We start from the raw sequence: 25,983 nt of genomic DNA, 5'->3' as shown, positions 1-25,983 counted from the left end.
TGTCATGGGGCAGATGGCAATGTAGCAGTCAGCCCAGAGGCTCCAATTCCATCCGATGACACGACGCTTCCCGATCACGGTGCACTGGCGGCAGGAACAACGGCTGATCCGATTGGAGGTCCCCGAAGGGGAGTACATCCTGCGCAGTTTCGAGGCCCAGGGGCAGCCACTGCCCTTCAGCTGCCGCAACGGCTGCTGCACCACCTGTGCCGTGCGCGTCATCTCCGGTGAGATCGATCAGCAGGAGGCCCTGGGCCTCTCCCAGGATCTGCGGCGGCGGGGGTACGGCCTGCTCTGCGTGGCCCGGGCCACTGGCCCCCTGGAGGTGGAGACCCAGGACGAGGACGAGGTCTATGAGCTTCAGTTCGGGCGCTATTTCGGCCGGGGTCGGGTGACGCCAGGCCTGCCCCTGGAGGACGAGTGATGGAGCCCGTGCCAAGCCTCTCCGGACAGGCACTGCTGGATTCAGCCCTGACGCCCTCCGAGGTTGAACGGCTGGTGGACGTGGCCCGGGACGCCGCCGCCGCCGGCGCGAAGGTGCTGACGCACCACTTCGGCCAGCTCGAGTCGATCCGCGAAAAGGGCCGCTCCGGAGATCTGGTCACCGAGGCCGATCTGGCGGCGGAACAGGCGGTGCTGACCGTGCTCGAAGCCCGCACACCGGAGCTGGGCGTGCTGGCGGAGGAAAGCGGACGCCGCAGCACCGGCTCGCAGCTGGAATGGTGCGTGGATCCCCTCGATGGCACCACCAACTACGCCCACAGCTATCCCTTCTTCGCCACCTCGATCGGCCTCACCTGGAAGGGTGCACCGTTGCTGGGGGCCATCAGCGTGCCGGCGCTCGAGGAGCTCTACTGGGCGGCCCCTGGCCTGGGGGCCTGGTGCAACGACCGTCCGCTGCGGGTGAGTGGCTGCAACGACCTTGCCGCTTCGCTGCTGGTCACGGGCTTCGCCTACGACCGCCAGACCCAGCCCGACACCAACTACACCGAGTTCTGCTGGTTCACCCATCGCAGCCGCGGCGTGCGGCGCGGCGGGGCGGCGGCGGTGGATCTGGCCTTCGTGGCCGCAGGCCGGCTGGATGGCTACTGGGAGCGGGGCCTCTCCCCCTGGGATCTGGCCGCGGGGGTGGCGCTCGTGGAGCAGGCAGGCGGTGTGGTCAGTCGCTACGACGGCAGTCCGGCCACCCTGGCCGAGGGACGGCTGATCGCCTGCACACCAGGTCTGCAGGCGGCCCTGATCGAGGGCCTCGCTCACTGCCGCCCACTGCCCGGCCACCTGTTCGGGGCTCCGGAGCTCGACCTCTAGCTCCAACCGCTCCATAGGATCCAGCGTCTCCCGTCCTCCAGCCCCTCCGCCCCCATGGCCCTGCAACCCGCCGCCGGCGCCAGGGATCTGCACCCCCGCCAGGTGGACCGCAACCGCCAGCTCTGCCAGCGGCTGGCGGAGGTCTACCGGCTGTGGGGCTACCAGGAGGTGGCGCCGCCGATGGTGGAGCGGCTTGACACCCTTGAGGCCGGCGGCGGCATCGCCGAGCGGGAGGTGGCGCGCCTCACCGCAGAGGAACCGCTGGGACTGCGGCCCGAGCTGACTGCCTCGATCGCCCGGGCCGCCTGCACCCGCCTGGCGGATCGCCCCCGTCCACTGCGGCTGTGGGCGGAGGGCAGCACCTTCCGCACCTTCACCGGGGACAGCGGAGGCCAGCGCCTGAGCGAGCGGCTCCAGAGCGGCGTGGAGCTGCTGGGGGTGAGCTCCGCAGCGGCGGACGCCGAACTCATGGCCCTGCTGCTGGCCTGCAGCGAGACCCTGGGTCTGCAGGCGAGCCATCAGCCCAGGCTGCTGGTGGGCCACCACGGCGTGCTCTCCGCCCTGCTCGATGAGCTGCCCTCCGCCCATCGCTCCAGCGCGCGCCAGGCTCTTTCCGGTTTCGATCCCCTGGCGATCGCCCGCCTGCCCCTGCCCCAGGTCCAGATCGACCGGCTCCAGGAGCTGATGCGTCTGCGCGGGGAACCGGCGGCTGTGCTCAGCCAGCTGCGCCGTCATCTCGGGGAGTGCTCTCTGCTCGATGAGCTGGCGGGATCCCTCGAGATCGTGGCCCCCACGGCTGACCGCCTGGGCATCGGCCTGCAGCTGGATCCCAGTTTCCAGCCTCACTTCGACCTCTACGACGGGATCGTGCTCAAGCTGGTCTGCCTGGGAGCCGAGGCGCCGGTGGAGATCGCCAGCGGCGGCCGTTACGACGCCCTGGTGGGCCGTTTCGGAGCCGAGATCGCTGAGGCTGCCGGTGTGGGATTCGGTTTCTCGATCGAGAACATCCGCGACCTGCTGCTCAGACCCGGTGCCCGCGACCCGGCCGGCCGGCCGGTGCTGGTGGCCCACGGCCCGTGCTCCAGCCTGGCCGCCGCCCTGGAGGTCCTCTCCCGCCTGCACGGCCAGGGCCAGAGTGCCGAACTGCTCCCCGACCCCTGTCCCAGCCGGACTGAGGCTGAAGCGGCTGCCCAGCGCCGGGGCTGCTCAGCCCTGGAGTGGCTCCCCTGAACCCAGGCCCGGCCCACCGCCATCAGGCGCCTCAGCCAGAGGGGGTGGATTTCTAGGATCAGGTATCGCAGGACTCCGCAGCCATGGCCCACAGCATCGTCACTGACATCTGTGAGGGAGTGGCCGATTGCGTCGATGCCTGCCCCGTGGCCTGCATCCACCCCGGCCAGGGAGCCAACGCCAAGGGCACATCCTTTTATTGGATCAATTTCGACACCTGCATCGACTGCGGCATCTGCCTGCAGGTCTGCCCGGTGAGCGGCGCGATCCTGCCTGAGGAGCGAGCCGATCTGCAGCGCAGCGCGTAGCGGTCGGCTTGCCAGCAGACCAAAACGTCAGAGCAGGGCCCGTGAGGTTCGGTCACCCCTCCCCGCCGCGGCTTGAGCCCGGTTAACGGCTGAGCCTAGGGTCAAGCGCAAGTCCTTACAAGCTGACGGAATCATGACGGTGCTGGAACAGGGTCAGATTCAGATCCACACCGAAAACATCTTCCCGATCATCAAAAAGGCTGTCTATTCCGGCCATGAGGTGTTTCTCAGGGAGCTGGTCAGCAACGGGGTGGATGCCATCAGCAAGCGCCGCATGGCGGCCATGGCTGGCGACTGCAGCGAAGGTCCGGAAGGGCTGGTGGGCATCAAGATCGACCGTGAGGCCAAAACTCTCACCATCAGTGATAACGGCATCGGCATGACCGCCGATGAAGTGAAGCGCTACATCAACCAGGTGGCCTTCTCCAGCGCCGAGGACTTCCTCGAGAAGTACAAGCGTGAAGACGACGCCATCATCGGCCATTTCGGCCTCGGCTTCTACTCCAGCTTCATGGTGGCGGCCCGGGTGGAGCTGATCAGCCTCAGCGCGACTCCCGGAGCCCAGCCTGTGCGCTGGAGCTGCGACGGCTCCCCCAACTTCAGCCTGGAATCTGGAGAACGCTCCGAGCCAGGCACCGATGTGATCCTGCACCTGCAGGAGGAGGAGCTGGAATACATCGAACCGGCCCGCATCCGCTCGCTGATCACCACCTACTGCGACTTCCTGCCGGTGCAGGTGCAGCTGGAGGGGGAAACGGTGAACAAGCGGGAGGCGCCCTGGCGCAAGAGCCCGCGGGATCTCAGCGACGACGATTACATCGCCCTCTACCGCTATCTCTATCCCTTCCAGGGCGACCCGTTGCTCTGGGTGCACCTCAACACCGATTACCCTTACACCCTTCAGGGCATCCTCTACTTCCCCAGGATCACCGGCCGGTCCGACTGGGAGAAGGGCGAGATCCGCCTCTACTGCAACCAGGTCTTCGTTTCCGACTCGATCAAGGAGGTGGTTCCCCGCTACCTGCTGCCCCTGAGGGGCGTGATCGATTCTCCCGACATCCCGCTCAACGTGAGCCGCAGCGCTCTGCAGACGGATCGCCGGGTGCGCTCGATCGGCGGCTTCGTGGCCAAGAAGGTGGGGGACCGGCTCAAGGAGCTGCACCGCGATGAGCCAGCCCGGTATGCCGAGATCTGGGAGGGGATCGCCCCTTTCATCAAGATCGGCGCGATGGAAGACGAGAAGTTCGCCGATCAGGTAGCCGAGCTCATCCTGTTCGGCACCACCGCTGCGGCGGCGGAGTCCGACCCGATCGCCATTGGTGACAAGGCCTACACCACGCTCTCCGGCTACCGCAGCCGCCTCCAGGGCAGCGATGAGCAGCAGCGCGTCCTGTACTGCACCGATGAAGCCGCCCAGGCCGGGCCGCTGGCCCTCTGGCGGGGGCAGGGGAAGGAGGTGCTCCTGGCCGACACCCTGATCGATGCCCAGTTCATCCCCTGGCTGGAGGACCGCCACGACGAGCTGAAATTCCAGCGGGTGGACGCCGAACTCGACGCCAGCATCCAGGAGCAGGAGAGCAGCCTGAGCGATGCAGACGGAACCGACAGTTCCGAGAAGTTGCGCGAGCTGTTCCGGGGTGCTCTGGGCAACGAGAAGGTGACCATCCAGGTCCAGGCGCTCAAGGGGGAGAACACCCCGGCGGCCCTGATTCTGCTGCCGGAGCAGATGCGCCGCCTCAACGACATCGGCGCCCTGATGGAGCAGCGCCTGCCCGGACTGCCCGACCACCATGTGCTGGTGGTCAACCGCCGTCACCCCCTGGTGGAAGGCCTGCAGAAACTCTCCAGTGGCGCTGTGCTCACGGGTGCGGGCACCAGCTCCCCCAGCCAGCAGCTGGCCCAGGAGCTCAGTTGCCACATCTATGAACTGGCACGCCTGGCGGTGGGGGGCCTCGAGCCCAACCAGCTGGCCGGGTTCCAGCAGCGCAGCGCTGATCTGATGGGACGGCTGATGGAGAGGGGCCTCTGAGCCGCTGGGGCCGCCTCAGCCAGCCACTTGCCGACCATCCGAGCAGACCCGGGCTGAGAGGTCACGGGTCGGGTCTGACGGGTAGCGTGAGTCACCGTCACCCCATCCCCGCCCATGGATTCCAGGCGTGTCAGCCGACGCCGGATGATGGGGGTTCTGTTCGGCGCCGCTCTGGCGGGAGCCGTGCTGCTGGAGCAGCCGACCTTCTCCGAGGCCTCAGGGCCCGCCGGGGCTGAAGGCGGTCGCCTGCACTGGCTGGCCGTGGCCGACACCGGCGGCGGCAACGAGGCCCAGAGGGCGGTCGGCAGGGCCATGGCGGCCGTCCATCGCGCCCGACCGGTGGATCTGGTGGTGCTCGGCGGCGACAACATCTATCCCAAGGGCGACATCAGCCAGGTGAACGACAAGTTCACAATCCCCTACAAAGCCCTCCTGGAAGCCGGCGTGCCCTTCCATGCCGTGCTGGGCAACCACGACATCCGCACGGCCAATGGCGATCCCCAGATCGCCTATCGCCCCTTCGGGATGAAGGGACGCTGGTACACCCTGGCCAGGGGGCCGGTGGAGTTCTTCATGCTCGACTCCAACGTCAACGCCGACTGGGGACGCCAGCTTCCCTGGCTGAAACGGGCCCTTGCCGCCAGCAAGGCCCCCTGGAAGGTGGTGGTGGCTCATCATCCGATCCAGTCCTCCGGGCACTACGGCGACGACGTCGTCGCCAGGAATCGACTGGCCCCCGTGTTTCGACAGTTCGGGGTGCAGCTCTACATCAACGGCCACGAGCACAACTACGAGCGCAGCAAGCCGATCAACGGCACCACCTATCTGGTGGTGGGCGGTGGCGGCGCCTACCTGCGCGCTGTCACCCCTGGCCCCAGCAGCGCCCGCGCCATCAGCGTCCACAGCTTCGCCGAGCTCACAGCCAGCAGGGACCGGCTGTTGATTCAAGCCTGGGATTCCAACGGGAAGGCCATCGATCGGGCGACGATCAACCCCGCTGGCCAGCTGATCAAGCCCTGACCGCTGACGATCCCCCAACCTGAATCAGCTGAGAAACGGCCAGCCCTTTGTTAAGATGTCCTCTTGGCACCATCCAGCCCTCTGGTGGCTGCCCGTTCCCTGCGTATCGGTTGCTTCCATGTCCCGGGTTTGTCAGCTCACCGGCAAGCGCGCCAACAACGGCATGGCTGTCAGCCATTCCCACGTGCGCACCAAGAAACTCCAGCAGGTGAACCTCCAGGAACGCCGCCTCTGGTGGGCTGAAGGCAACCGCTGGGTGAAGCTGCGGGTCGCCACCCGCACCCTGCGCACCATCCAGAAAAAGGGCCTCGATGCCTACGCTCGCGAACTGGGCGTCAACCTGGCCAAACTCTGAAAATCCCTCAGAGCTCCGTCGTTGTGAATCGCCGCCAACTCCTCGAGGGAGCGCTCGTTCACGTCGCCGCCGCTCTGGTGGTTCCCGCAGTTATAGCTCCCCTCCTGGGCCGGCCCGGAAAGGCTGACGCCCTCGGAGGAACCCTGCCTGCGCTCGACCAGCCCGCGCCGGATTTTCTGTTGCCTGGATTCGGCCCCGGCCTGGATGACTCCGGCACTCTGGGGCTTCACGACTTCGAGGGCCGTTGGCTGGCGCTTTACTTCTATCCCAAGGACTTCACCAGCGGCTGCACCCTGGAGGCCAGTGGATTTCAGCGGAACCTCCAGCAGTTTCATCAACTCGGTGCCGAGGTGGTGGGCATCAGCGCTGATGATGTCGCCGAGCACGCCTCCTTCTGCGACAGCGAAGGACTGGTCTTTCCCCTGCTCTCCGATCCCGGCGGGACCGTGAGTCAGCGCTATGGATCCTGGCTGGCACCGTTCTCCCAGCGGCACACCTTTCTGATCGACCCTGACGGGGTGCTGCGGGCCCGCTGGGTGGCGGTGCGCCCCCTGGGTCACAGCCACGAGGTGCTCGAGGAGCTCAACCGTCTGCAGGCCTGAGCCGCGGCAGGTTTGTGCTTGCCGACAGCGTTGTTGACGTCGGTCCGATCAGCGCCGATGGTGAGCAGGCCTGTTTCTGAGTTCCGTGCCGGTCATCGCTGATCTGATCGCCTCCACGATCGTTCCCTTCCTGTTCAAGTTGGTGGGGGCCGTCGCCCTCTGGATCGTCGGTGGCTGGTTGATCCAGTTCGCCCTAAAGCTGATCAGGGGTGGCCTGCGCCGCAGCACCCTTGACGCCACGGTGATCTCCTACCTGCTGAACATCCTCGCCGCTGTGCTGAGGGTGATCCTGGTGGTGGCCATTCTCGGGTTCTTCGGCATCGAGACGGCGAGTTTCGCCGCCCTTTTGGCCGGCGCCGGCGTGGCGATCGGGGCAGCCTGGAGCGGCATGCTCGGCAACTTCGCCGCCGGGGTGTTCCTTCAGGTGTTCCGGCCGTTCAGCGTGGGTGATTTCATCACAGCCGCAGGTGTCACCGGAACCGTGGAGGAGATCGGCATGTTCGTGACCTCCCTGCTGGCCCCCGACAACGTGCGCAACATCGTGCCCAACGGCAAGCTGTTCGGCGACACCATCCAGAACTATTCCGTGCACGAGTACCGCCGGGTGGAACTGGTGGCCCAGCTCGACAACAGCGCCGATGTGGGCAAGGCGATCACCCTGCTCAAGGCAGGTCTGGCCAAGGTTCCCAATCAGTTCGAGGGCATGGCCGGCGATGTGGAGGTGCTGGAATTCACCGAGCGCGGACCGAAGCTGGCCGTGCGGCCCTACACCCACACCGCCCATTACTGGCAGGTCTATTTCGACACCAACCGCATGATTGTGGACGTGCTCGGGGCGAACGGCTTCCCCGTGCCTCGCATTCCCGTGGCCATGGCAGCCCCAGGAACCACTGCCGCGACGACGGCGGGTGTGAACTGAGCCTCGCTCAGCGACCGAGCCAGCGCCTCAGCAGCTCACGATGCACGCGGCTGTCCTCTCGCAGCACCTCCACCACCTGCGGCTGGGGGGGCTTCTCCAACTGCTCAAGCCACTCCTGCTGCAGGGCGCGGGCGTCCTGGAGATGCTCCAGATCAAGGCAGGGGCAGTCCAGCGCCTGGGCGGCGGCTCGCACCTTCGGGTCGTAGCTGAGGGCCACCAGGGGGGCACCCGCCAGGGCCGCCACGATCAGTCCGTGCAACCGCATCGAGAGCACCAGGCTGGCGCCGCTGAAGATCTCCATCGCCGCCTCGGGAGTGGCCACCAGCTGCTCGCGGCTGCGCAGGGCCAGCCGCCGGGGGACCAGCCCCTGGCGATCCAGTTCCAGGAGCAATCCTCGGTCCTGGTCCCGGTGAAACGGCAGCCAGATCACCTCCCGATCCGCAGCGGCCGCCACGGCATCGAGGGCCTCCAGCAGGGGCCTCCAGCGCTCGCCCTCCAGCAGCGGGGTGGGACGCCAGCAGAGCACCAGTGGACCTCCATGCCCATGCCAGAGCCGTGTGGCCAATGACCAGACCGGGTCACTGCCGAGCTGGCCAGGTCGTCCCCAGGCAGCGGCCAGCGCTGCCGAGCCCGGATCACGCCAGCTGCTGTCCTGCACCAGGGTCAGGAGCCGGCGCACCAGCAGGCGGCTGCGGCGCCGGCGCAGGGGCCCCAGTCCCTGGCCCCAGAGCAGCACGGGCTTGCCCTGCAGCCGTGCCGAGATGATCAGCGCGGCGTAATAGAGAAGACTGCGGAAGCTGGTGGCGTCCTGGAGCAGACTGCCGCCCCCGAGCACAAGCGCATCACAGCGATCGAGAGCCCGGCGAACCGCCGCGAAATCCCGCCGTGCACAGGTGCACACTCCCAGGCGTTGCTGCACCTCCCCCTGGTCGAAGGCGGTGACGAGGGGATCGCAGCCCTCGGGCAGCTGGGCCAGAAGGGCGGCGAGCAGGGCGTCGTCGCCAAGGTTGTGCTCGCCGTAGTAGCCGCAGAGCAGCGGTCGAACCCCCTTCCGCGCTGGCGCCACCGCACACCCGATTCGATCTGCACGGAGGCTACGGGAGCAGGGACGATGCACCAGGGGCCATGGGAACCCGGGACCGCCTCCAGGACCATGACAAGACGGGTTACCTCCTGTTACAATTCTCGCAACACTGCTTCACATGCAATGTCCAGCTCCGATTCCCGCTTCGGCTTCGTCTCCTTCGCTGAAACCTGGAATGGCCGTCTGGCCATGCTCGGCTTCGTGATCGGCCTGGCCACCGAACTGCTCACCGGCCAGGGCATCCTCGGCCAGATCGGCCTCGGCTGACCTGCGACGATCAGCATCCCCGCAACCCCGTCCGCCAGTCCGGACGGGGTTTTTTCATGGCTGACCAGGTCCAGCACCCCTGAGGAACAAGGCCTCTCCCACTCTCCACCTGAGCCCTGGGTTCCGTACATTGCTGGTTCACGTGGGTGCCGGGCGCCATGCATGCCCTTTCACTGCCCACCTGGTGGATCCATGTGGCCTCGGTCCTGGAGTGGATCCTGGCCATGGCAGCCGTGATCCACTGGGGTGAGCGCCGTGGCGAAACCGAATGGCGCTGGATCGCCCTGGCCATGCTTCCGGCCCTGGTCAGCGCCATGGCGGCCTGCACCTGGCACCTGTTCGACAATCCAGAGGAGCTTCAGGGTCTGGTGGTGTTCCAGGCCGGCACCACCCTGCTCGGAAATGTGGCCCTGGCGGCAGCCGCGTGGACGCTGCTGCCCGAAAGGAGCCGCTCGTGATTGCCCTCCTGGGGCCCATCGCCGCCGCCTCACCGTCCGGAGGCTGGCTGGCTTCCCTCGCGGCTGTTGATCCCGGACCCCTGTTCGTGCTCTCGCTGCTGCCCTATCTGGCCTTCCTGCGCTGGGCCTCGGCCAGCAGGCGTTTCCCGCCCCTGGCCCTGCGCGGCTTCCAGTTCACCCTGGTGTTCGTGGCGGTCACCATCGCCGCCTCAGTGGTGGCGGAGCAGCGTTATGGCCGGAAGCTGGCCGATGTGGACGCCCTGCATGGGGGGGCGGAGTCCTTCCTGACGCTGGCCAACCTGCTGGTGCTCTGGGGCTTCAGCCGTGGCGGCCGTGAGCCATCGGCTCCGGAGGCTGACAGCGATGCCATGACCCTGGACGACGGACCGGAGCAGTGAACAAGTCTTAAGCGCCGGCGAACAGCCCGCGGTTCCCCCGCAGGATGGGGCGTCAGTTTTTGATCCACCATGATCGCTCCTCTTCTCGCCATGGCGCCCGCCTCGCTGACCTGGTCGCCGAAGGTGGCGTTGGTGATGATCGTGTGCAACGTGATCGCCATTGGCATCGGCAAGGCCACCATCAAGTACCCCTCCGAAGGTGCCCAGCTTCCCAACGCCCAGTTCTTCGGTGGCCTCAGCCATGCCTCCCTGCTGGCCACCACCAGCCTGGGTCACATCTTCGGCATCGGCGCCATCCAGGGTCTGGCCTCCCGCGGCGTCCTCTGAATCCAGGGCCGAGGCTCGGGCCTGAACGTCAAAGGCCCGAGCCCACCAGCACCCGCGACCCGATCAACAACCATCAGACCAACGACAACAGGCGGGCCGCACACCCGCCTGTTGTGCTGAGCTTCCGATTCCGAGCCCCAGACTCGGACCTCTGCCAAGCTCAGACGGCCACCGGCTGCCGCTGGATTCCCAGCAGGGCAAAGCGCTGCAGGATGCGATCGGCCATCTGGGGTGGTGTCAGCCCGAGAGCCTTCTTGCTCTGCTCGGGGCTGGCGTGGTCCACCAGCTGATCGGGGATGCCGATACGGAACACGGGCACCATCACCTCGTGGTCGTTGAGGCTTTCCACCACGGCGGCCCCGAAGCCACCGGGCAGAGCGCCCTCCTCCATCGTCACCACGCGGCCGATGCGGCGGGCCAGGGGCAGGATCAGGCTTTCATCGAGGGGACGCAGGAAGCGGGCATTCACGACCGCCGCCCTGATGCCCTGCTCCTGAAGCAGGCCGGCCGTGGCCATGGCCGGCGCCACCATGGCGCCGTAAGCCACGATCAGCAGATCATCTCCATCGGCCAGCTGCTCGCCTTGGCCGATCTCCAGAGGCTCCCAGCCCTCCTCCATCAGGGGCACACCCTCGCCTTCGCCGCGGGGGAAACGGATGGCGCAGGGACCGTCGTGGCCGATCGAGGTGACCAGCATCCGCTGGAGCTCCGCCTCATCCTTGGGCGCCATCACCGTGAAATTCGGCACAGCGCGCAGGTAGCTGATGTCGTACTGGCCCTGGTGGGTGGGTCCATCGGCTCCCACGATCCCGGCCCTGTCGAGCACGAAGGTCACCGGCAGCTTCTGGATGCCCACGTCGTGAATGAGCTGGTCGAAGGCACGCTGCAGGAAGGTGCTGTAGATCGCCACCACCGGCTTGAGGCCCGCCGTGGCCATGCCCGCCGCCATCGTGACGGCATGCTGCTCGGCGATGCCCACATCGAAGTACTGGTTGGGCAGTGCCTTTTCCAGCAGATCGAGGCCGGTGCCGGTGGCCATGGCCGCCGTGATGCCCACCACGGTGGGGTCCTGCTCGCAGATGCGCACCAGGGTCTGTCCGAAGACCTTGCTGTAGCTGGGAGGCTTCGGTTTGCTGGAGGGAAAGGCCTTGCCGGTCTTGAGGTCGAAGGCCGACTGGGCGTGGTAGGCCACCTGATCGGCCTCGGCATAGGGGTAACCCTTGCCCTTGGTGGTGGCCACATGCACCAGCACGGGGCCCTCGCAGCGATGGGCGGCCGTGAACGTCCGCACCATCTCGGCGATGTCGTGGCCGTCGATGGGCCCCATGTAGGTGAAGCCCAGCTCTTCGAACACGGCGCCCACCTTGGGCACCGCCAGGCGGCGCATGCTCTCCTTGAGCCGCTCCAGCTCGGGCGGCAGTTCCCCGTGCATGAAGGGCAGATGCTTGAAGGCCTCCTCGGCGCTGCCGGAGAGGAACTGCAGCGGCGGACTCAGCCGCATGCGGTTGAGGTAGGTGGAGAGGGCTCCAACCGGCGGCGAGATCGACATGTCGTTGTCGTTCAGCACCACCAGCAGCGGGGTCTTGGGAAGGTGCCCGGCGTGGTTGATGGCTTCGAGCGCCATGCCTCCGGTGAGGGCGCCATCACCGATCACGGCCACGCACTTGTAGTCCTCGCCGCGGCGGTCGCGGGCCAGGGCCATGCCCAGGGCCGCCGAAATGCTGGTGGAGGCATGACCTGCGCCGAAGTGATCGAAGCGGCACTCACTCCTCTTGAGATATCCGGCCACCCCGCCCTGCTGGCGCAGGGTGTGGAACTGGTGGTAGCGGCCCGTGACCAGTTTGTGGGGATAGGCCTGGTGGCCCACGTCCCAGACCACCCGGTCCGTTTCCAGGTCGAGAGTCTGGTAGAGGGCCAGGGTGAGTTCAACCACGCCCAATCCAGGGCCGAGATGACCTCCGCTGGTGGACACCACCTCCAGATGCTTCTCACGGATCTGACGAGCTATGGCTTCAAGCTCGCCGATGCTGAGGCCATGCAACTGGTTGGGATGGCTCAGCTCGCTGAGATGCATACCCTGATCAGATCTGAGAATTCAATCTAGGACCTGCCTTCGGAGGAATGGGGGCAACGGTCACCTTTCGGAAGCCGCCCGCTCTCCTGCCCGGCACACTGGAGGCATGGACGACACACTGCAGCGCATCCTGCGCGCGCGGGTCTACGACGTGGCGATCGAGTCGCCACTGGATGAGGCTCCCAACCTGTCGCGGCGGCTCGGCAACACGGTGCTGCTCAAGCGCGAGGACCTCCAGCCCGTGTTTTCCTTCAAGCTGCGCGGGGCCTACAACCGCATGGCCCAGCTGACGCCGGCGGAACTGGAGCGTGGGGTGATCGCCGCCAGCGCCGGCAACCACGCCCAGGGCGTGGCCCTGGCGGCCGAGAGGCTGGGCTGCCACGCGGTGATCGTCATGCCGCTCACCACACCCGCGATGAAGGTGGGGGCCGTGGCCGCCCGCGGTGCCGAAGTGATCCTGCACGGTGACACCTACGACGAGGCATGCCAGCAGGCCAGGGTGCTGGAGGAGGAGCGGGGCCTCACCTTCATCCATCCCTTCGACGATCCGGAAGTGATCGCCGGCCAGGGGACCGTGGGCCTCGAAATCCTCCGCCAGTGCTCGGCTCCCCCCGATGCCATCTATGTGGCGGTGGGCGGCGGTGGGCTGATCGCCGGCATCGCCGCCTTCATCAAGAACGTCTGGCCCCAGGTGGAGGTGATCGGTGTCGAACCGGTGGATGCCGATGCCATGACACGCTCCCTGGCGGCGGGCCGGCGGGTGAGCCTCGAGCAGGTGGGTCTGTTCGCCGATGGGGTGGCCGTGCGCCAGGTGGGGGTGCACACCTTTGCCCTGGCCCAGCGCTATGTGGATGCCATGGTCACGGTGGACACCGATGAGATCTGCGCGGCGATCAAGGACGTCTTCGAGGACACCCGTTCGATCCTCGAGCCGGCCGGTGCTCTGGCGGTGGCCGGCATGAAGGCCGACGTGCAGCGACGAGGTCTGAAACAGCGAACCCTGGTGGCCGTGGCCTGCGGCGCCAACATGAATTTCGATCGCCTGCGCTTCGTGGCCGAGCGGGCCGAGCTGGGGGAGGAGCGTGAAGCGATGCTGGCGGTGGAGATCCCCGAACGTCCGGGCAGCCTGCGCCAGCTCTGCGAGCTGCTGGGCTCCCGCAGCCTGACCGAATTCAGCTACCGGATGGCGGATCACCGCCTGGCGCACATTTTCCTGGGAGTGCAGATCGACGGGCATCGCGACACGGAGGCCCTGATCAGCCAGCTGGGCGCCGGCGGCTTCCCGTGCCTCGACCTCAGCAGCAATGAACTGGCCAAGCTGCACCTGCGCCACATGGTGGGTGGGCGCCTGCCCGAAGCGGCCTGCCACGCCGGAGCCGAGCCGCCGCGGGAGCTGCTCTACCGCTTCGAGTTTCCCGAGCGGCCGGGCGCGCTGATGGCCTTTGTCAACGCCCTGCACCCCAACTGGTCGATCAGCATCTTCCACTACCGCAACCAGGGGGCCGACGTGGGTCGCATCGTGGTGGGGGTGCAGGTGGAGGAGCAGGATTCCGGCGCCTGGGAGCTCTTTCTCTCAGGCCTGGGTTACCGCCACTGGGACGAGACCCAGAACCCGGCGTACCGGCTGTTCCTCGGCCCGGCCAGCCAGCCTGTGCCGGCGCTGGCCTGAGCCTGCCCTGATCAGCTGCGGTACTCTGCGCCCGACGATGGGCCGGCTGAGAGCATGTCCAGCGCTTCCCTATCCCTGCCGGCCAGGCTCGAGGCGATTCTGTACCTCAAGGGCCGGCCCCTCAGCCTCGCCGAGCTGGCCGAGATCGCCTCCGTCGGCCTGAGTGAGCCGATCGAGCGCGACGCGGTCGAGCTGGCGCTGATCACCCTGATGGCCGACTACGCCCACCGGGACACGGCCCTGGAAATCCGCCAGGACGGCCAGCGCTTCAGTCTGCAGCTGCGTGAAAGCCACGCCGATCTGGTGCAGACGCTGCTGCCGGTGGACCTCTCCACCGCCACCCTGCGAACCCTGGCCACCGTGGCCCTCAAGCGCCGGATCCTGCAGTCGGACCTGGTGGAGCTGCGTGGATCGGGCGCCTACGACCACATCAAGGAACTGCTGGCCCAGGACTTCATCGAGCGGCGGCGCCAGAGCGATGGCCGTTCGTACTGGATCAGCCTCAGCGACAAGTTCCACCGGACCTTCGCCGTCACCCAGGTGCCCGAAGCGTCCCCCTCGCCGGCCGGGCAAGCGAAGGGCAACACAGCTGCATAGAGTCGGATCGAGTTGCTTCAGGCTTTGCCCATGATGATCCTGAGCCAGATCCTGGCTGTGCTGGCACAGACCCTCAGCATCTACAGCCTGGTGCTGCTGGTGAGGGTGCTGCTGAGCTGGTTCCCCAACCTCGACTGGAGCAACCCGGTGCTGAGCACGGTGAGCTCCATCACCGATCCCTACCTCAACGCCTTTCGCGGCCTCATCCCCCCCCTGGGTGGCCTGGACCTTTCGGCGATCATTGCCTTCATCTCCCTGAGCCTGGTTCAGGGGCTGCTGGGCAACCTCAGCGGATCCCTGATGGGGGGGTTCGGCTACTGAGGGGCTGAGCTGAAGCCGGTCAGAGGGGGTCGAGCAGGGCCTGCTCCAGCGGCAGGAGCTCGTCGTCGGCCCCGGCCCGCACCCGCACCGGGGCGTTGAAGCCTCTGGCCTTGGCATGGCTGACCTGCAGCGGCCCTGGGGTACCGGCCGGCACCGCTAGCCGCAGGGCGAAGCTCGACTCCCCCGGGGGCACGTCCCCGATCGAGCCCACCCGGGTGCGGTTATGCAGCACCGGTTCACCGCTGCGATCACTGATCACGGCGAACAGATCGGTGTCGATCACCGGCTGGGAGCGGGGATTGGTCACCGTTCCGCGCAGGGCATAGCAACTGGCCCCGCTCGGGCGCTTCAGCTCCGGCTGGGAGCCGGGATCATCCACCGGACAGGGCTCCAGGCTGATGTCCGTCACGGCCAGATCCAGAGCCCAGGCGGGCGCAGCGGGAGCCACCAGCAGCAGCAAGGCCAGCAGCAGGGCCAGCACCCTGGGAAGACACCTCCAGGACGGTCCGGACTGGGGTATGGCTGACCTGGGGCTCAAGGACATCGGGGGTGGCTCTGACTAGCTCCGGCACTGGCTTGCTCGGGGTGACCCTGGCGGGGCTTTCAGCGGTGATCGCCGCTGCCGCCGAGCGTCCGGCGCCGGGCCCGTCCCTCCAGTTTGGCCAGATTGGCCTGGGCGACGTCGTCGAGCCCAAGCCCCAGCTCGCTGGCCAGCTGCGAGACGTACCAGAGAACGTCGCCGAGTTCGAGGGCCAGATCCTCCACCACCTGGGGCTCGAACACCCCGCCACGGTCGCGCAGCACTTTCTTGACCTTGTCGGCCACCTCACCGGCCTCACCGCAGAGTCCGAGGGTGGGATAGATGGGATTGGCACCCACGTCCGGGTAGCGGGCCGTGGTGCGGGCCTGGAGCTGGTAGTCGTTCAGATCCATGGGTTCAGCACCATCGGCGGCAGGGGAAGGGCGGGACCGGATGGTAGTTTCCGCCTGAACCTTCGGCCTTCCCGATGGCCCAGCCCGATCTGTCGCGTCGCACCAAGATCGTGGCAACGATCGGTCCAGCCACGGAGTCCCCCCAGCGACTGCGGGACCTGATCCAGGCTGGGGCCACCACGTTCCGTCTCAATTTCTCCCACGGGGACCACTCCGAACATGCCGCCCGGATCGCCACGATCCGTCAGGTGGCCCATGAGCTGGGGATCCATGTGGGCATCCTTCAGGATCTCCAGGGTCCCAAGATCCGTCTCGGCCGCTTCGAGGGCGGTCCCATCACCCTGGCCAACGGCGACCCCTTCGCCCTCACCTCCCGGCCGGTGAGCTGCAACCAGTCGATCGCCACGATCACCTACGACCGCCTGGCCGATGAGGTGACCGCCGGCAGCCGCATTCTCCTCGACGACGGCCGCGTCGAGATGGTGGTCAAATCGGTGGACATCCCCGAGCGGACTCTGCACTGCACCGTTGTGGTGGGTGGGGTGCTCTCCAACAACAAGGGGGTGAACTTCCCCGATGTGCAGCTGTCGATCCGTGCGCTCACCACCAAGGACAGGGAGGACCTCAGCTTCGGCCTCCAGCAGGAAGTCGACTGGGTGGCGCTGAGCTTCGTGCGCAACCCCTCCGACATGCAGGAGATCCGTGAGCTGATCAGCGCTCAGGGGTACAGCACCCCCGTGATCGCCAAGATCGAGAAGTTCGAGGCGATCGATCAGATCGACGCGATCCTGCCCCTCTGTGACGGGGTGATGGTGGCCAGGGGGGACCTGGGGGTGGAGATGCCGGCCGAAGAGGTGCCGCTGCTGCAGAAGGAACTGATCCGCAAGGCCAACACCCTGGGCATCCCGATCATCACGGCCACCCAGATGCTCGACAGCATGGCCAGCTGCCCGCGTCCCACCAGGGCCGAGGTCAGCGACGTGGCCAACGCCATTCTCGATGGCACCGACGCGGTGATGCTCTCCAACGAGACCGCCGTGGGCGATTACCCGGTGGAGGCGGTGGAAACGATGGCTCGCATCGCCCGCCGGATCGAGCGCGACTACCCCCGCAGGGTCGTGGACAGCCACATGGCCTCCACCATCCCCAACGCCATCAGCCAGGCGGTGAGCACCATCGCCCGGCAGCTTCAGGCTGCCGCCATCCTGCCGCTCACCAAGAGCGGGGCCACGGCACGCAATGTCAGCAAGTTCCGCCCCTCCACCACGATCCTGGCGATCACCAGCGAGGTGAGGGTGGCCCGCCAGTTGCAGCTGGTCTGGGGGGTGAACCCCCTGCTGATCGGCCATCAGGAGTCGACCACCAGCACCTTCACCCTGGCCATGGGTGTCGCCCAGGAACGGGGACTGCTCAAGGAGGGTGATCTGGTGGTCCAGACCGCCGGCACCCTCTCGGGAGTGAGCGGCTCCACCGATCTGGTCAAGGTGGGCATTGTCTCCGCCGTCCTGGGACGGGGCCTTGGCATCGGCAATGGTTCGGTCAGCGGACGGGTGCGCGTGGCCATCACCGCCGAGGAGGCGGCACGGCTGGAGAGCGGCGAGATCCTGGTGGTGCGCGAAACCAGCGCCGCCTACCTCGATGCCATCCGCAAGGCCAAGGGCGTGATCGCCGAAGAGGCCGGCTGCGACAGCCATGCCGCGGTGATTGCCCAGCGGCTGGGGGTGCCGGTGATCGTGGGGGTGGCCAACGCCACCGCCGACCTGCGCCTGGGGGAATTCGTGACCCTGGAAGTGCGTGAGGGCGTGGTGCACCGCGGCGCCCGCAACCACACTCAGGCCGACCGCAGCGAAACCATCCTCTGAGGCCCGCGCCAGGGGCAGCCGCCGCTGGCCATGATGCGGCTCTGAACGCTGCAGGCGGCCATGGCCTCGAAACTGCCCCTGGCGGAAACCGTCGGGATGGCTCTCAACACCCTCAGGGCCAACCGGCTGCGCAGCCTGCTGACCATGCTGGGGATCGTGATCGGCAATGCCTCGGTGATCACCCTGGTGGGAGTGGGCAAAGGGGCCCAGAACCTGGCGGAGGGCCAGCTCAACACCCTCGGGGCCAATGTGCTCTTCGTCGTGCCGGGCAACAACGACACACGCCGCCAGGGAATCGAAAATCCGCGCACCCTGGTGCTGGAGGACGCCGAGGCGATCGCCGAGCAGGTGCCGAGTGTGCGCCGGGTCGCCCCCCAGATCACGATCAACGCGGTGGTGCAGTCAGGCGGGAACAGCTCCAACGCCTCGGTGTCCGGCATCACGCCCGACTTCCTTCCGGTGCGGCGTTTCGAGATCGCCCAGGGGCGATTCTTCAGCGACGACGACATCAAAGGGGCCCGCAACGTGGCCGTGATCGGCCCGGATCTCAAGCAGAAGCTGCTCCCTGCGGGCTCCGCCATCGGCCAGACGCTGCGCATCCGTGATCAGACCTTCGAGGTGATCGGCGTGATGGCCGCCAAGGGCGCCGCCTTTGGCACCAATCAGGACGAAGCCGCCTACATCCCCCTCTCGACGATGGTCAGCAAGCTGAGCGGGCGTGACCCCACCTACGGGGTGGTGCTCACCTTCATCAGCGCGGAAGCCCGCGACGAGGCCAGCACCAGCGCCGCCAAATTTCAGATCACCAACCTCCTGCGCCAGCGCCACCGCATCCTCAGAGAGGATGATTTCGCCGTGCGCTCCCAGCAGGACGCGCTTTCGATCGTCGGCACGATCACCGGAGGTCTGACCTTGATGCTGGGTGCGATCGGGGGCGTCTCGCTGCTGGTGGGCGGCATCGGCATCATGAACATCATGCTGGTGTCGGTGAGCGAGCGCACCCAGGAGATCGGCCTGCGCAAGGCCGTGGGGGCCCGCAGCGGCGACGTGCTGCTGCAGTTCCTGGTGGAATCCCTGGTGCTGGCCAGCCTCGGCGGCCTGATCGGCAGCGCGGTGGGGCTTGGCACGGTGGCGGCGGTGAGCCGCTTCACCCCCTTGCCTGCCGCGATCGACAGCGGCAGTGTGCTTTTCACCGTGGCCCTGTCAGGATCGATCGGCCTGTTCTTCGGCGTGGTGCCGGCCCGTCGGGCCTCACGGCTGGATCCGATCGTGGCCCTGCGCAGCCTCTGAGGCCAGGGTCCAGGCGTGCTGGGGCCGGCGGGCGGACACCCTCCTTAATATCAAAAAAACCTTAAGAAAGCTGATTGGTGCTGACCGTGACCAAAGCCCACGGTCGATGGTGGCTTGATGGTGGAACCCCGACGAGACTCCTCCCTTGGCCATGCTCTCCTGCGGCTATCGCAACTCCAGCGACCGCATGGTGATCCTGCGCTCCTCCGGGCCCGGTGAGTTCTACCTGGAGCGGGTCATTTTCCCCTTCGAGCTCCTCAGTTTCCAGGCTCCCAAGGGCGCGGAACTGGAAATCTGGACCCACGGCCTTGGGGGACCGGAACTTCTCGAAACCCTGCCCAGTGCCGAGCTCCTGATCGAACCCCCCGATCTCGACAGCGTCGAGGGCAGAGACGACCCGGCCTGGCTGACGATCCGCTGAAGCTCTGTCACCGGAGAGCACCACTCGGGGCAGCCATGACAAGCTGAAAACGCTGGCGCTGCGGCCGGAGGCCCCCGGCTGCGGGTCGTGCGCTTTACACTTGTTAAAAATTCCCCTCAGCCATGAATCAGCGCTGGCGTCTTTTCGCTCTCTGGCTGCTCCCGCTCGGAGTGGCCCTTTTCCTCGGCTGGCAGGTGCTGGGGAACGGAGGCGCCAGCCGCTTCACTCCCGAGGGACGCACCGACACGGTGGCCCCCCGCAACGCGGCGGTGGCGAGGATGAGCTATGGCCGTTTCCTCGACTACATCGACGCCGGACGGGTCACGGCCGTGGACATCTTCGACGGGGGCCGCAGCGCGGTGATTGAAGCGGTGGATCCCGATCTCGACAACCGCGTGCAGCGCCTTCGGGTCGATCTGCCCGGCCTCGCACCTGAACTGATCAACAACCTGAAGTCTCAGGGCATCAGCTTCGACATTCACCCACCCCGCACCACACCACCCGCACTGGGCATTCTCGGCAACCTGCTGTTCCCCCTGCTGCTGATCGGCTCGCTGATCTTCCTGGCCCGCCGCTCCTCATCCATGCCCGGTGGCCCTGGTCAGGCGATGCAGTTCGGCAAGACCAAGGCCCGCTTCGCCATGGAAGCGGAAACCGGCGTGATGTTCGATGACGTGGCCGGCGTCGAGGAAGCCAAGGAAGATCTCGAGGAAGTGGTCACCTTCCTGAAGCAGCCGGAACGCTTCACTTCCGTGGGCGCCAAGATTCCCAAGGGTGTGCTGCTGGTCGGACCTCCCGGAACCGGCAAGACCCTGCTGGCCAAAGCCATCGCCGGCGAGGCCGGGGTGCCCTTCTTCTCCCTCTCCGGTTCGGAATTCGTGGAGATGTTCGTGGGCGTCGGAGCCAGCCGCGTGCGCGATCTGTTCAAGCGAGCCAAGGAAAACAGTCCCTGTCTGATCTTCATCGACGAGATCGATGCGGTGGGCCGCCAGCGCGGAGCAGGGATCGGTGGCGGCAACGATGAGCGGGAGCAGACCCTCAACCAGCTGCTCACCGAGATGGACGGTTTCGAGGGCAACAGCGGCATCATCATCATCGCCGCCACCAACCGCCCCGATGTGCTCGATTCGGCTCTGATGCGGCCGGGCCGTTTCGATCGCCAGGTGAGCGTCGATGCTCCGGACATCAAGGGACGGCTTTCGATCCTCAAGGTTCACTCCCGCAACAAGAAGCTCGCCCAGGACGTCTCCCTCGAGGCCATCGCCCGCCGCACTCCCGGATTCACCGGAGCCGACCTGGCCAACCTGCTCAACGAAGCGGCCATTCTCACCGCCCGGCGCCGCAAGGAGGCCACAACGCTCGCCGAGATCGATGATGCCGTCGACCGGGTGATCGCCGGCATGGAAGGCAAGCCCCTGACCGATGGCCGGAGCAAGCGCCTCATCGCTTACCACGAAGTGGGCCATGCTCTGGTGGGTACCCTTGTGAAGGATCACGATCCTGTTCAGAAGGTCACCCTGGTCCCCCGCGGCCAGGCCCAGGGACTCACCTGGTTCGCACCGGACGAAGAGCAGATGCTCGTCAGCCGTGCCCAGCTCAAGGCCCGCATCATGGGAGCCCTGGGGGGACGCGTGGCGGAGGACGTGGTCTTTGGCCACGCCGAGGTCACCACCGGAGCCGGCGGTGACATTCAGCAGGTGGCGAGCATGGCCCGCCAGATGGTGACCCGCTTCGGAATGAGCGATCTCGGACCGGTCTCGCTGGAGGCCGGAAATCAGGAGGTGTTTCTCGGTCGTGACCTCATGACCCGCAGTGATGTCTCCGATTCCATCTCCCGCCGTATCGACGAGCAGATCCGCAGCATCGTCGATCTCTGCTATCGCGACACTCAGGCTCTGGTGGCCAGCCACCGGGATTGCATGGACCGCCTGGTGGAGATGCTGATCGAGAAGGAAACCCTCGATGGAGATGAGTTCCGGGCCGTGGTGGCCGAGTTCACGACGATTCCTGAGAAGGACCGCTTCTCACCCCTTCTGCCGGCGGCCTGACCCTGAATTGGGTTCCCGTCGTAGGGTCTATGGGCGGGTGAGGGTCCTTAACCGAACCTTCTCCCGCCAGCCACGGTTGAGTGTTTAGCCTGCATCAAAATGCGTTCAGGTCTTGAGCAGCACCCGCTCTCCGATGGAGTCCTTCAGCGCCTACCACGGCGATGACTGGAGTCCACAGCGGCTGGCCTTTCATCAGAATCTCGAACGCTTCGCCGACCGCGTCGGCCTGATCGTCGGTCTTCAGAGCAACGGCAAGCTCAACCAGGAACAGGCGTACGACGAGATCCGCATGCTCTGGAAGGAACTCAAGGGCAGCAAGAATGGTCTGGAGATCACCGGCCAGGACTGAAGATCACCAGCCCTGACCATCAATCCCGGTCGATTCACTGTTCGGCCTGTTTTGCGAGCAGGTCCAGCCATGACGGCTGGGCCCTCCACCTCGCCCCTGAATTCAGCTAGACCGGCCGGACAGGACGCTTTTCGATCACTTTGTCGATCAGCCCGTAGCTCACCGCCTCGGCCGGTGACATGAAGAAGTCCCGGTCAGTGTCGAGCTGGATGCGATCGAGAGGTTGGCCGGTGCGATCGGAGAGCTCCCGGTTCAGTTTGTCCTTGAGGTAGAGAATTTCGTCCGCCTGAATGCGGATGTCGCTGGCTTGCCCGCGGGCCCCGCCCAGGGGCTGGTGAATCATGATGCGTGAGTGGTGGAGGCTGCTGCGCTTGCCCTTGGCTCCAGCCGTGAGCAGGAAGGCACCCATGCTCGCGGCCAGGCCCACACAGACCGTCTGGACGTCGGGCTTGATGTGCTGCATCGTGTCGAAGATGCCGAGTCCGTCGTAGACGGATCCGCCGGGGGAGTTGATGTAGAGAAAGATATCTTTCTCAGGATCTTCCGCCTCCAGAAACAGAAGCTGCGCCACCACCCGATTGGCGGATTCTGCCGTCACTGGCTCGCCCAGAAAGATGATCCTCTCGCGCAGGAGCCTGGAGTAGATATCAAAGGCGCGCTCACCCCGGCCCGAATCCTCAATCACGATCGGGATCATCGGCAACGGCAAAGCAACTCGGTCGATCCTACCGACGACAGTGAGCCCAGCGCCCGATCGCCACGGGGGGGTGCAGCGCTAAGGTCCAGGCATTCGAGCGGATGAGTGTGAGCGCCTGCCTCACCGTTGCTGACAGCAAGCGTGTCTTCCACGCAGCCTTTCCCTATGTGATCGGACCCCTGTACCGGCGCATGGTCGATGAACTGCTCGTCGAGTTGCATCTGCTCAGCCGGCAGAGCGGGTTCCGCAGCGACAGCCTGTTCGCGGTGGGCCTCACCCAGGTCTTTGACGGGTTTTCCAAGGGCTACCGGCCGCCGGAGCAGAGAGAACCCCTGTTCGCCGCCCTCTGCGCCTCCTCGGGCTTCGATGCCCAGGAGATTCGGGCGAAGCGCGACGCCGCCGTGCAGGCCGTCGGGGAGCACAGCCTGGAGGAGGTGAAGCAGTGGCTGGCCCAGCGGGGCAAGGGTGCGCCTGAGCCGATCGCCGGGGTGCTTGCCGGAATCGACAGGCCCGACTTTCACTACTCGCGCCTGTTCGCTGTTGGGCTGCTAAGCCTGCTGCAGCAGGCCCGCGGTGCCGATGCCGTGGATCCCCAGGCCCTCCGGGAAGCCGCCCATGAGATCAGCGACTCCATGGGTCTGCTGAAAGAGCGTGTCGACAAGGATCTGACCCTTTATGCCAGCACCCTCGAGAAGATGGCCCAGGCCGTCGAGCTGATGGAGGAGACCCTGGCCGCTGAACGTCGCCGGCGCGAACGTCAGACCCAGCAGACCAAGGTCTCCGCTGCCGCCAGCGACTCAGTCCAGACCGAACCCTCCGTGGTTCCCGAAGCCAACCCTCCGGCCGCCTCCCAGGGGGGCTGACCGGCTCAGGATCCAGCTCAGCGCCCGGCCCCAGCAGTTCTGCCGGATCCAGGCTCCTCAGTCTGGGGAGTCTTCAGCGTCAGTGAACCCCACAACCACGACAACCCCGCATCGCCTCCAGAGGTGGCCCGTGTCCTGGGGGTGGCCACAGGAACCGAGCGAAGTTCCAGCTGGGTGGAGCGCCGTGCCACGGCCGGCAGATCAGGAGGCAGAAGCCCAAGGGCCGCGAGAGCTTCCGGCCTGGCGCGCAGACTGAGTCCACCCCCCGCCGGGGGCCTGGCCGTCGGAAATCGTTCAGCGCTGGGCAGAGCGGCGCCGAGTACGAACAACAGCTCAGGGGCTCCACCGGCGGCCGGCACCACCCAGCGCCAGCCCCCCAGGGGGGTGCCGTCCTCGCGCAGCCAGAGGCTGCTGGGCAACCTGGCCTGCACGGCATTGGCCGCCGCTGCCGGTCCGGGACTGGTGGGGGAGCGCTGGTCGCTCAGACCCTGGCTCTCCAGGGCCTGGCTCAGGGCCGACAACCAGCGGGTCCAGCCGGAGCGGTCCTGACCCACCGCCAGCTGCAACTCCAGCGACGCCAGGAATGGACCCTTGGGCTGGGGTCTGAGGCGCAGAAGGAACGGAGTCCCCTGCAGACGCTCCAGGGCGGCCTGGTCGAGGCCATAGCGGTCCATCAGCGGCTGACGGATGACAGCATTGCTGAGCAGGGCGTCGAGGAGCTGATCCAGACGGGCCCCGGCCACCTCCAGGAGCAGATCAGCGGGAAGGGGATCCCGGCTGGGGGCCGGCTGCGGCGGCAGCGGTTGTGCTGGAGCCGCTGGATCGGGCTTGGCGCTGGCCTCCCCCTGCCAGCTGAGACCGTCCGCCTCGGCGTTCACCGTGAGGCAGCCCTGCTGGAAGCGCTGCAGCAACGGAGCGAGATCACCGGAGATCTGCGCCAGAGCGAGCTTGGTCCAGACCACCGCCTGGCGGCTGCGCAACAGGTTGACGCAGCGTTGCTCCAGCCCCCGGGGCGGCCGGGTGGTGCGACGCAGTTGCTGCTGGAGTGTCTGCTGAGAGAGGGGATCGGGAGCGATCACCACCAGGTCGTCCACCCGCACGGCCCGGCCGGGCAGGACGGCACCGGCCTGGGGGCCGAACAATCTGGCCGGCACCACCAGGTGCGCCGACCCTTCCCGACCCCAGAACTGCCACCAGCTGCCGCGCTGACGGGCCCAGAGCCGGGCAGCCGGCTCGGCGCCCAGACGCTCCTGCCAGAGCAGCGGCACCGGCCGGGCCTCATCCGACTGGAAGCTCTGGACCAGGGTGGCCACGCCCACCACCCGCTCCAGCCCTTCGGCGTTGGAGCGGGGAAAGCGGCGGAGCTGGCTGGCGGGAGCCAGCACGAGCAGGGCGATCAGCGCTGTCGTGATCGGCAGGGGCCCCAGACGGGGTGCAGGCGGCAGACCCTTCCAGTGCGGCAGGGAGAGGGTCATGGTGGGGGGCAGGTCATGGCGTACAGCGTGGTGCGTCGCCGCACCGGGCGGTCCAGGCAGCGGGCGGCAGCCTCCAGTCGTTCCGGCGACTGGGCCGTGCCTCCGCGGGCTCCGGCCATGCTGGTGATGTGCTCTTCCATGAGCGTGCCACCCAGGTCGTTGCATCCCCAGCGCAGAGCTTCACAGGCGCCATCCAGGCCCAGTTTCACCCAGCTGGGCTGGTGATTCCTGAACCAGGAGCCCAGCAACAGCCTGGACTGAGCGGTGAGCACCAGCATCTCGGTGCGATCGGGCTGGTCGCGTCCAACCCGATGGCGCAGGGGGGCCGGAGCCGCCTCACCGACGTAGGGCAGGAGCACGAATTCGCTGAACCCGGGCTGGTGCCGATCCCAGGCCCGTCGCTGCAGCTCCACCAGGGTGAGCAGATGGGCGACCCGATCGGCGCTGGTCTCGAGATGACCGGCCATCAGGGTGGCGGTGGTGGCCAGCCCGCGGCGATGGGCCTGGAGCACAACGGCGCACCAGGCCCGGGCGGAGAGCTTCTCGGGGCACAGCTGCCGGCGCACCGTCTCACTCAGCACCTCGGCGGCGGTGCCGGGAATCGAACCCAGTCCGGCGGCCTCCAGCTCCTCCAGCACGGTGTCCAGCGGCAGCTGGTCCTGCTCGGCGATGAACAGCAGCTCCTGGGGTGAGAAGGCATGCAGGTGAAGTCCCGGGGCGGCCTGCCCGAGGGCCTCCAGCAGCCTGGTGTGATAGCGCAGAGAGCTCCCCTCAAGCCGGGCCTCCGGATTGAGCCCGCCCTGCAGGCAGAGTTCACTGGCCCCCAGTGCCTGGGCCTCTGCCGCCCGCTCCTGCAGGGTGTCGAGATCGAGCCAGTACGCCCCTGCGCTGCCGGCGTCGCGGCGAAAGGCACAGAAGCCGCAGTGCTTGACGCAGTGGTTGCTGACATTGAGATTGCGGTTGACCACGTAGGTGACCGTGTCGCCGGCCAGCTGCCGGCGCCTCTCGTCAGCGGCCAGGCGCAACGGCTCGAGGGAGGCGGCCATGGCGTCCTCCGCCCAGGGCTCTGGTCTGGGACC

General features: G+C 67.0%; 29 protein-coding genes. 22 read left to right on the top strand and 7 right to left on the bottom strand.

What is annotated here, in order from left to right:
• Positions 1 to 55: 55 nt before the first annotated feature.
• The 9 genes from I1E95_RS13925 (at position 56) to I1E95_RS13885 (ending at position 7,771) form a co-directional block, all read left to right on the top strand.
• The gene (locus I1E95_RS13925) at positions 56 to 424 is read left to right on the top strand and encodes a 2Fe-2S iron-sulfur cluster-binding protein (RefSeq protein ID WP_197163187.1); all 369 of its coding nucleotides are present in this window, start codon (positions 56 to 58) and stop codon (positions 422 to 424) included.
• A complete protein-coding gene (locus I1E95_RS13920; RefSeq protein WP_197163185.1) occupies positions 424 to 1,308 on the top strand; it encodes an inositol monophosphatase family protein in 885 nt (294 codons plus the stop codon). Before I1E95_RS13925 ends, I1E95_RS13920 begins: the two co-directional genes overlap by 1 nt.
• Positions 1,309 to 1,362: 54 nt before the next feature.
• Complete coding sequence (locus I1E95_RS13915) at positions 1,363 to 2,538, top strand: ATP phosphoribosyltransferase regulatory subunit (RefSeq protein WP_197163183.1); 1,176 nt, start codon at positions 1,363 to 1,365, stop codon at positions 2,536 to 2,538.
• Positions 2,539 to 2,621: 83 nt separating this feature from the next.
• Positions 2,622 to 2,846 (top strand): ferredoxin family protein, encoded by a 225-nt coding sequence (locus I1E95_RS13910; protein ID WP_197163181.1) that lies wholly within the window; start codon positions 2,622 to 2,624, stop codon positions 2,844 to 2,846.
• A 133-nt stretch (positions 2,847 to 2,979) separates the two neighbouring features.
• On the top strand, positions 2,980 to 4,875 hold the full coding sequence (gene htpG / locus I1E95_RS13905; RefSeq protein WP_197163179.1) for a molecular chaperone HtpG: 1,896 nt from the start codon (positions 2,980 to 2,982) through the stop codon (positions 4,873 to 4,875).
• Between the two features lie 114 nt (positions 4,876 to 4,989).
• The gene (locus I1E95_RS13900; RefSeq protein ID WP_197163177.1) at positions 4,990 to 5,895 is read left to right on the top strand and encodes a metallophosphoesterase; all 906 of its coding nucleotides are present in this window, start codon (positions 4,990 to 4,992) and stop codon (positions 5,893 to 5,895) included.
• Between the two features lie 118 nt (positions 5,896 to 6,013).
• A complete protein-coding gene (rpmB, locus tag I1E95_RS13895; protein ID WP_006171515.1) occupies positions 6,014 to 6,250 on the top strand; it encodes a 50S ribosomal protein L28 in 237 nt (78 codons plus the stop codon).
• 23 nt (positions 6,251 to 6,273) lie between these two features.
• A complete protein-coding gene (locus tag I1E95_RS13890; protein WP_197163176.1) occupies positions 6,274 to 6,852 on the top strand; it encodes a peroxiredoxin in 579 nt (192 codons plus the stop codon).
• Positions 6,853 to 6,937: 85 nt separating this feature from the next.
• A complete protein-coding gene (locus I1E95_RS13885; protein WP_231594650.1) occupies positions 6,938 to 7,771 on the top strand; it encodes a mechanosensitive ion channel family protein in 834 nt (277 codons plus the stop codon).
• 7 nt (positions 7,772 to 7,778) lie between these two features.
• Here I1E95_RS13885 and csaB read toward each other — a convergent pair whose 3' ends face one another.
• Positions 7,779 to 8,837 carry a polysaccharide pyruvyl transferase CsaB gene (gene csaB / locus I1E95_RS13880; protein WP_197163174.1) on the bottom strand — a complete coding sequence of 353 codons (1,059 nt, stop codon included), beginning with the start codon at positions 8,835 to 8,837 and terminating at the stop codon, positions 7,779 to 7,781.
• A gap of 141 nt (positions 8,838 to 8,978) precedes the next feature.
• Between csaB and I1E95_RS13875 the strand changes: the two genes are divergently transcribed.
• The 4 genes from I1E95_RS13875 (at position 8,979) to psaK (ending at position 10,305) form a co-directional block, all read left to right on the top strand.
• Positions 8,979 to 9,122 carry a chlorophyll a/b-binding protein gene (locus I1E95_RS13875; RefSeq protein ID WP_006171518.1) on the top strand — a complete coding sequence of 48 codons (144 nt, stop codon included), beginning with the start codon at positions 8,979 to 8,981 and terminating at the stop codon, positions 9,120 to 9,122.
• A 158-nt stretch (positions 9,123 to 9,280) separates the two neighbouring features.
• A complete protein-coding gene (locus tag I1E95_RS13870) occupies positions 9,281 to 9,580 on the top strand; it encodes a DUF2499 domain-containing protein (RefSeq protein WP_197163172.1) in 300 nt (99 codons plus the stop codon).
• A complete protein-coding gene (locus I1E95_RS13865) occupies positions 9,577 to 9,978 on the top strand; it encodes a DUF3593 domain-containing protein (protein WP_322781699.1) in 402 nt (133 codons plus the stop codon). Before I1E95_RS13870 ends, I1E95_RS13865 begins: the two co-directional genes overlap by 4 nt.
• A 69-nt stretch (positions 9,979 to 10,047) precedes the next feature.
• Positions 10,048 to 10,305 carry a photosystem I reaction center subunit PsaK gene (gene psaK, locus I1E95_RS13860; protein WP_185464612.1) on the top strand — a complete coding sequence of 86 codons (258 nt, stop codon included), beginning with the start codon at positions 10,048 to 10,050 and terminating at the stop codon, positions 10,303 to 10,305.
• Positions 10,306 to 10,465: 160 nt separating this feature from the next.
• Here the strand turns inward: psaK and dxs are convergent, their stop codons facing one another.
• Positions 10,466 to 12,379, bottom strand: a complete 1,914-nt coding sequence (gene dxs, locus I1E95_RS13855; RefSeq protein ID WP_197163170.1) for a 1-deoxy-D-xylulose-5-phosphate synthase — start codon at positions 12,377 to 12,379, stop codon at positions 10,466 to 10,468.
• Positions 12,380 to 12,485: 106 nt separating this feature from the next.
• Between dxs and ilvA the strand changes: the two genes are divergently transcribed.
• Genes ilvA through I1E95_RS13840 form a run of 3 tightly spaced genes read left to right on the top strand, consistent with a single transcriptional unit; the run spans position 12,486 to position 14,966 of the window.
• Positions 12,486 to 14,048 (top strand): threonine ammonia-lyase, biosynthetic, encoded by a 1,563-nt coding sequence (ilvA, locus tag I1E95_RS13850; protein WP_197163168.1) that lies wholly within the window; start codon positions 12,486 to 12,488, stop codon positions 14,046 to 14,048.
• Positions 14,049 to 14,102: 54 nt separating this feature from the next.
• Positions 14,103 to 14,645 carry an SMC-Scp complex subunit ScpB gene (gene scpB, locus I1E95_RS13845; protein WP_197163166.1) on the top strand — a complete coding sequence of 181 codons (543 nt, stop codon included), beginning with the start codon at positions 14,103 to 14,105 and terminating at the stop codon, positions 14,643 to 14,645.
• A 30-nt stretch (positions 14,646 to 14,675) separates the two neighbouring features.
• Positions 14,676 to 14,966: a YggT family protein gene (locus I1E95_RS13840; protein WP_197163158.1), complete on the top strand. Its 291-nt coding sequence runs from the start codon at positions 14,676 to 14,678 to the stop codon at positions 14,964 to 14,966.
• 19 nt (positions 14,967 to 14,985) lie between these two features.
• Here the strand turns inward: I1E95_RS13840 and I1E95_RS13835 are convergent, their stop codons facing one another.
• Both I1E95_RS13835 and I1E95_RS13830 read right to left on the bottom strand, forming a co-directional pair.
• Complete coding sequence (locus I1E95_RS13835) at positions 14,986 to 15,438, bottom strand: hypothetical protein (RefSeq protein ID WP_370594594.1); 453 nt, start codon at positions 15,436 to 15,438, stop codon at positions 14,986 to 14,988.
• 131 nt (positions 15,439 to 15,569) lie between these two features.
• Positions 15,570 to 15,899 carry a nucleoside triphosphate pyrophosphohydrolase family protein gene (locus tag I1E95_RS13830; protein WP_197163154.1) on the bottom strand — a complete coding sequence of 110 codons (330 nt, stop codon included), beginning with the start codon at positions 15,897 to 15,899 and terminating at the stop codon, positions 15,570 to 15,572.
• 74 nt (positions 15,900 to 15,973) lie between these two features.
• On the opposite strand from I1E95_RS13830, the gene pyk reads away from it, so the two are divergent.
• The 5 genes from pyk to I1E95_RS13805 all read left to right on the top strand — a co-directional run bounded on the left by pyk (position 15,974) and on the right by I1E95_RS13805 (position 21,869).
• Entirely contained in the window at positions 15,974 to 17,761 is a 1,788-nt protein-coding gene (pyk, locus tag I1E95_RS13825; RefSeq protein WP_197163152.1) for a pyruvate kinase, read from the top strand.
• Positions 17,762 to 17,821: 60 nt separating this feature from the next.
• A complete protein-coding gene (locus tag I1E95_RS13820) occupies positions 17,822 to 19,051 on the top strand; it encodes an ABC transporter permease (protein ID WP_197163150.1) in 1,230 nt (409 codons plus the stop codon).
• Positions 19,052 to 19,202: 151 nt separating this feature from the next.
• The gene (locus tag I1E95_RS13815; protein ID WP_231594994.1) at positions 19,203 to 19,472 is read left to right on the top strand and encodes a DUF1830 domain-containing protein; all 270 of its coding nucleotides are present in this window, start codon (positions 19,203 to 19,205) and stop codon (positions 19,470 to 19,472) included.
• Between the two features lie 122 nt (positions 19,473 to 19,594).
• Positions 19,595 to 21,520: an ATP-dependent zinc metalloprotease FtsH gene (gene ftsH, locus I1E95_RS13810; protein WP_197163146.1), complete on the top strand. Its 1,926-nt coding sequence runs from the start codon at positions 19,595 to 19,597 to the stop codon at positions 21,518 to 21,520.
• 112 nt (positions 21,521 to 21,632) lie between these two features.
• A complete protein-coding gene (locus I1E95_RS13805; protein ID WP_231594649.1) occupies positions 21,633 to 21,869 on the top strand; it encodes a hypothetical protein in 237 nt (78 codons plus the stop codon).
• A gap of 106 nt (positions 21,870 to 21,975) precedes the next feature.
• Here I1E95_RS13805 and clpP read toward each other — a convergent pair whose 3' ends face one another.
• Positions 21,976 to 22,566, bottom strand: coding sequence for an ATP-dependent Clp endopeptidase proteolytic subunit ClpP (clpP, locus tag I1E95_RS13800; protein ID WP_197163137.1), 591 nt, complete (start codon positions 22,564 to 22,566; stop codon positions 21,976 to 21,978).
• Positions 22,567 to 22,673: 107 nt separating this feature from the next.
• Here clpP and psb29 point away from each other — a divergent pair, with 107 nt between their 5' ends.
• On the top strand, positions 22,674 to 23,429 hold the full coding sequence (psb29, locus tag I1E95_RS13795; RefSeq protein ID WP_255518532.1) for a photosystem II biogenesis protein Psp29: 756 nt from the start codon (positions 22,674 to 22,676) through the stop codon (positions 23,427 to 23,429).
• A 17-nt stretch (positions 23,430 to 23,446) separates the two neighbouring features.
• Here psb29 and I1E95_RS13790 read toward each other — a convergent pair whose 3' ends face one another.
• Positions 23,447 to 24,904 carry a hypothetical protein gene (locus tag I1E95_RS13790; protein ID WP_197163133.1) on the bottom strand — a complete coding sequence of 486 codons (1,458 nt, stop codon included), beginning with the start codon at positions 24,902 to 24,904 and terminating at the stop codon, positions 23,447 to 23,449.
• Positions 24,901 to 25,950: a CofH family radical SAM protein gene (locus I1E95_RS13785; protein ID WP_197163131.1), complete on the bottom strand. Its 1,050-nt coding sequence runs from the start codon at positions 25,948 to 25,950 to the stop codon at positions 24,901 to 24,903. Before I1E95_RS13785 ends, I1E95_RS13790 begins: the two co-directional genes overlap by 4 nt.
• Positions 25,951 to 25,983: the final 33 nt, after the last annotated feature.

Origin of the sequence: Synechococcus sp. CBW1107, assembly GCF_015841355.1 — a bacterium.
In the GTDB taxonomy this organism is placed as follows: Bacteria; Cyanobacteriota; Cyanobacteriia; order PCC-6307; family Cyanobiaceae; genus Regnicoccus_A.
The sequence above is the reverse complement of the archived record's forward strand: the minus strand, read 5'-3'. Positions and strand labels throughout refer to the sequence as shown.

What these genes read in the sequence shown, in the direction of transcription:
- I1E95_RS13900 (WP_197163177.1), top strand. Translation starts at nt 4,990, where the DNA reads ATGGATTCCAGGCGTGTCAGCCGACGCCGGATGATGGGGGTTCTGTTC.
- I1E95_RS13820 (WP_197163150.1), top strand. Translation starts at nt 17,822, where the DNA reads ATGGCCTCGAAACTGCCCCTGGCGGAAACCGTCGGGATGGCTCTCAAC.
- I1E95_RS13915 (WP_197163183.1), top strand. Translation starts at nt 1,363, where the DNA reads ATGGCCCTGCAACCCGCCGCCGGCGCCAGGGATCTGCACCCCCGCCAG.
- clpP (WP_197163137.1), bottom strand. Translation starts at nt 22,566, where the DNA reads ATGATCCCGATCGTGATTGAGGATTCGGGCCGGGGTGAGCGCGCCTTT.
- dxs (WP_197163170.1), bottom strand. Translation starts at nt 12,379, where the DNA reads ATGCATCTCAGCGAGCTGAGCCATCCCAACCAGTTGCATGGCCTCAGC.
- I1E95_RS13830 (WP_197163154.1), bottom strand. Translation starts at nt 15,899, where the DNA reads ATGGATCTGAACGACTACCAGCTCCAGGCCCGCACCACGGCCCGCTAC.
- I1E95_RS13785 (WP_197163131.1), bottom strand. Translation starts at nt 25,950, where the DNA reads ATGGCCGCCTCCCTCGAGCCGTTGCGCCTGGCCGCTGACGAGAGGCGC.
- ilvA (WP_197163168.1), top strand. Translation starts at nt 12,486, where the DNA reads ATGGACGACACACTGCAGCGCATCCTGCGCGCGCGGGTCTACGACGTG.
- psaK (WP_185464612.1), top strand. Translation starts at nt 10,048, where the DNA reads ATGATCGCTCCTCTTCTCGCCATGGCGCCCGCCTCGCTGACCTGGTCG.
- I1E95_RS13815 (WP_231594994.1), top strand. Translation starts at nt 19,203, where the DNA reads ATGCTCTCCTGCGGCTATCGCAACTCCAGCGACCGCATGGTGATCCTG.
- ftsH (WP_197163146.1), top strand. Translation starts at nt 19,595, where the DNA reads ATGAATCAGCGCTGGCGTCTTTTCGCTCTCTGGCTGCTCCCGCTCGGA.
- I1E95_RS13840 (WP_197163158.1), top strand. Translation starts at nt 14,676, where the DNA reads ATGATGATCCTGAGCCAGATCCTGGCTGTGCTGGCACAGACCCTCAGC.
- htpG (WP_197163179.1), top strand. Translation starts at nt 2,980, where the DNA reads ATGACGGTGCTGGAACAGGGTCAGATTCAGATCCACACCGAAAACATC.
- I1E95_RS13875 (WP_006171518.1), top strand. Translation starts at nt 8,979, where the DNA reads ATGTCCAGCTCCGATTCCCGCTTCGGCTTCGTCTCCTTCGCTGAAACC.
- I1E95_RS13920 (WP_197163185.1), top strand. Translation starts at nt 424, where the DNA reads ATGGAGCCCGTGCCAAGCCTCTCCGGACAGGCACTGCTGGATTCAGCC.
- I1E95_RS13870 (WP_197163172.1), top strand. Translation starts at nt 9,281, where the DNA reads ATGCATGCCCTTTCACTGCCCACCTGGTGGATCCATGTGGCCTCGGTC.
- I1E95_RS13925 (WP_197163187.1), top strand. Translation starts at nt 56, where the DNA reads ATGACACGACGCTTCCCGATCACGGTGCACTGGCGGCAGGAACAACGG.
- rpmB (WP_006171515.1), top strand. Translation starts at nt 6,014, where the DNA reads ATGTCCCGGGTTTGTCAGCTCACCGGCAAGCGCGCCAACAACGGCATG.
- I1E95_RS13790 (WP_197163133.1), bottom strand. Translation starts at nt 24,904, where the DNA reads ATGACCCTCTCCCTGCCGCACTGGAAGGGTCTGCCGCCTGCACCCCGT.
- I1E95_RS13910 (WP_197163181.1), top strand. Translation starts at nt 2,622, where the DNA reads ATGGCCCACAGCATCGTCACTGACATCTGTGAGGGAGTGGCCGATTGC.
- pyk (WP_197163152.1), top strand. Translation starts at nt 15,974, where the DNA reads ATGGCCCAGCCCGATCTGTCGCGTCGCACCAAGATCGTGGCAACGATC.
- scpB (WP_197163166.1), top strand. Translation starts at nt 14,103, where the DNA reads ATGTCCAGCGCTTCCCTATCCCTGCCGGCCAGGCTCGAGGCGATTCTG.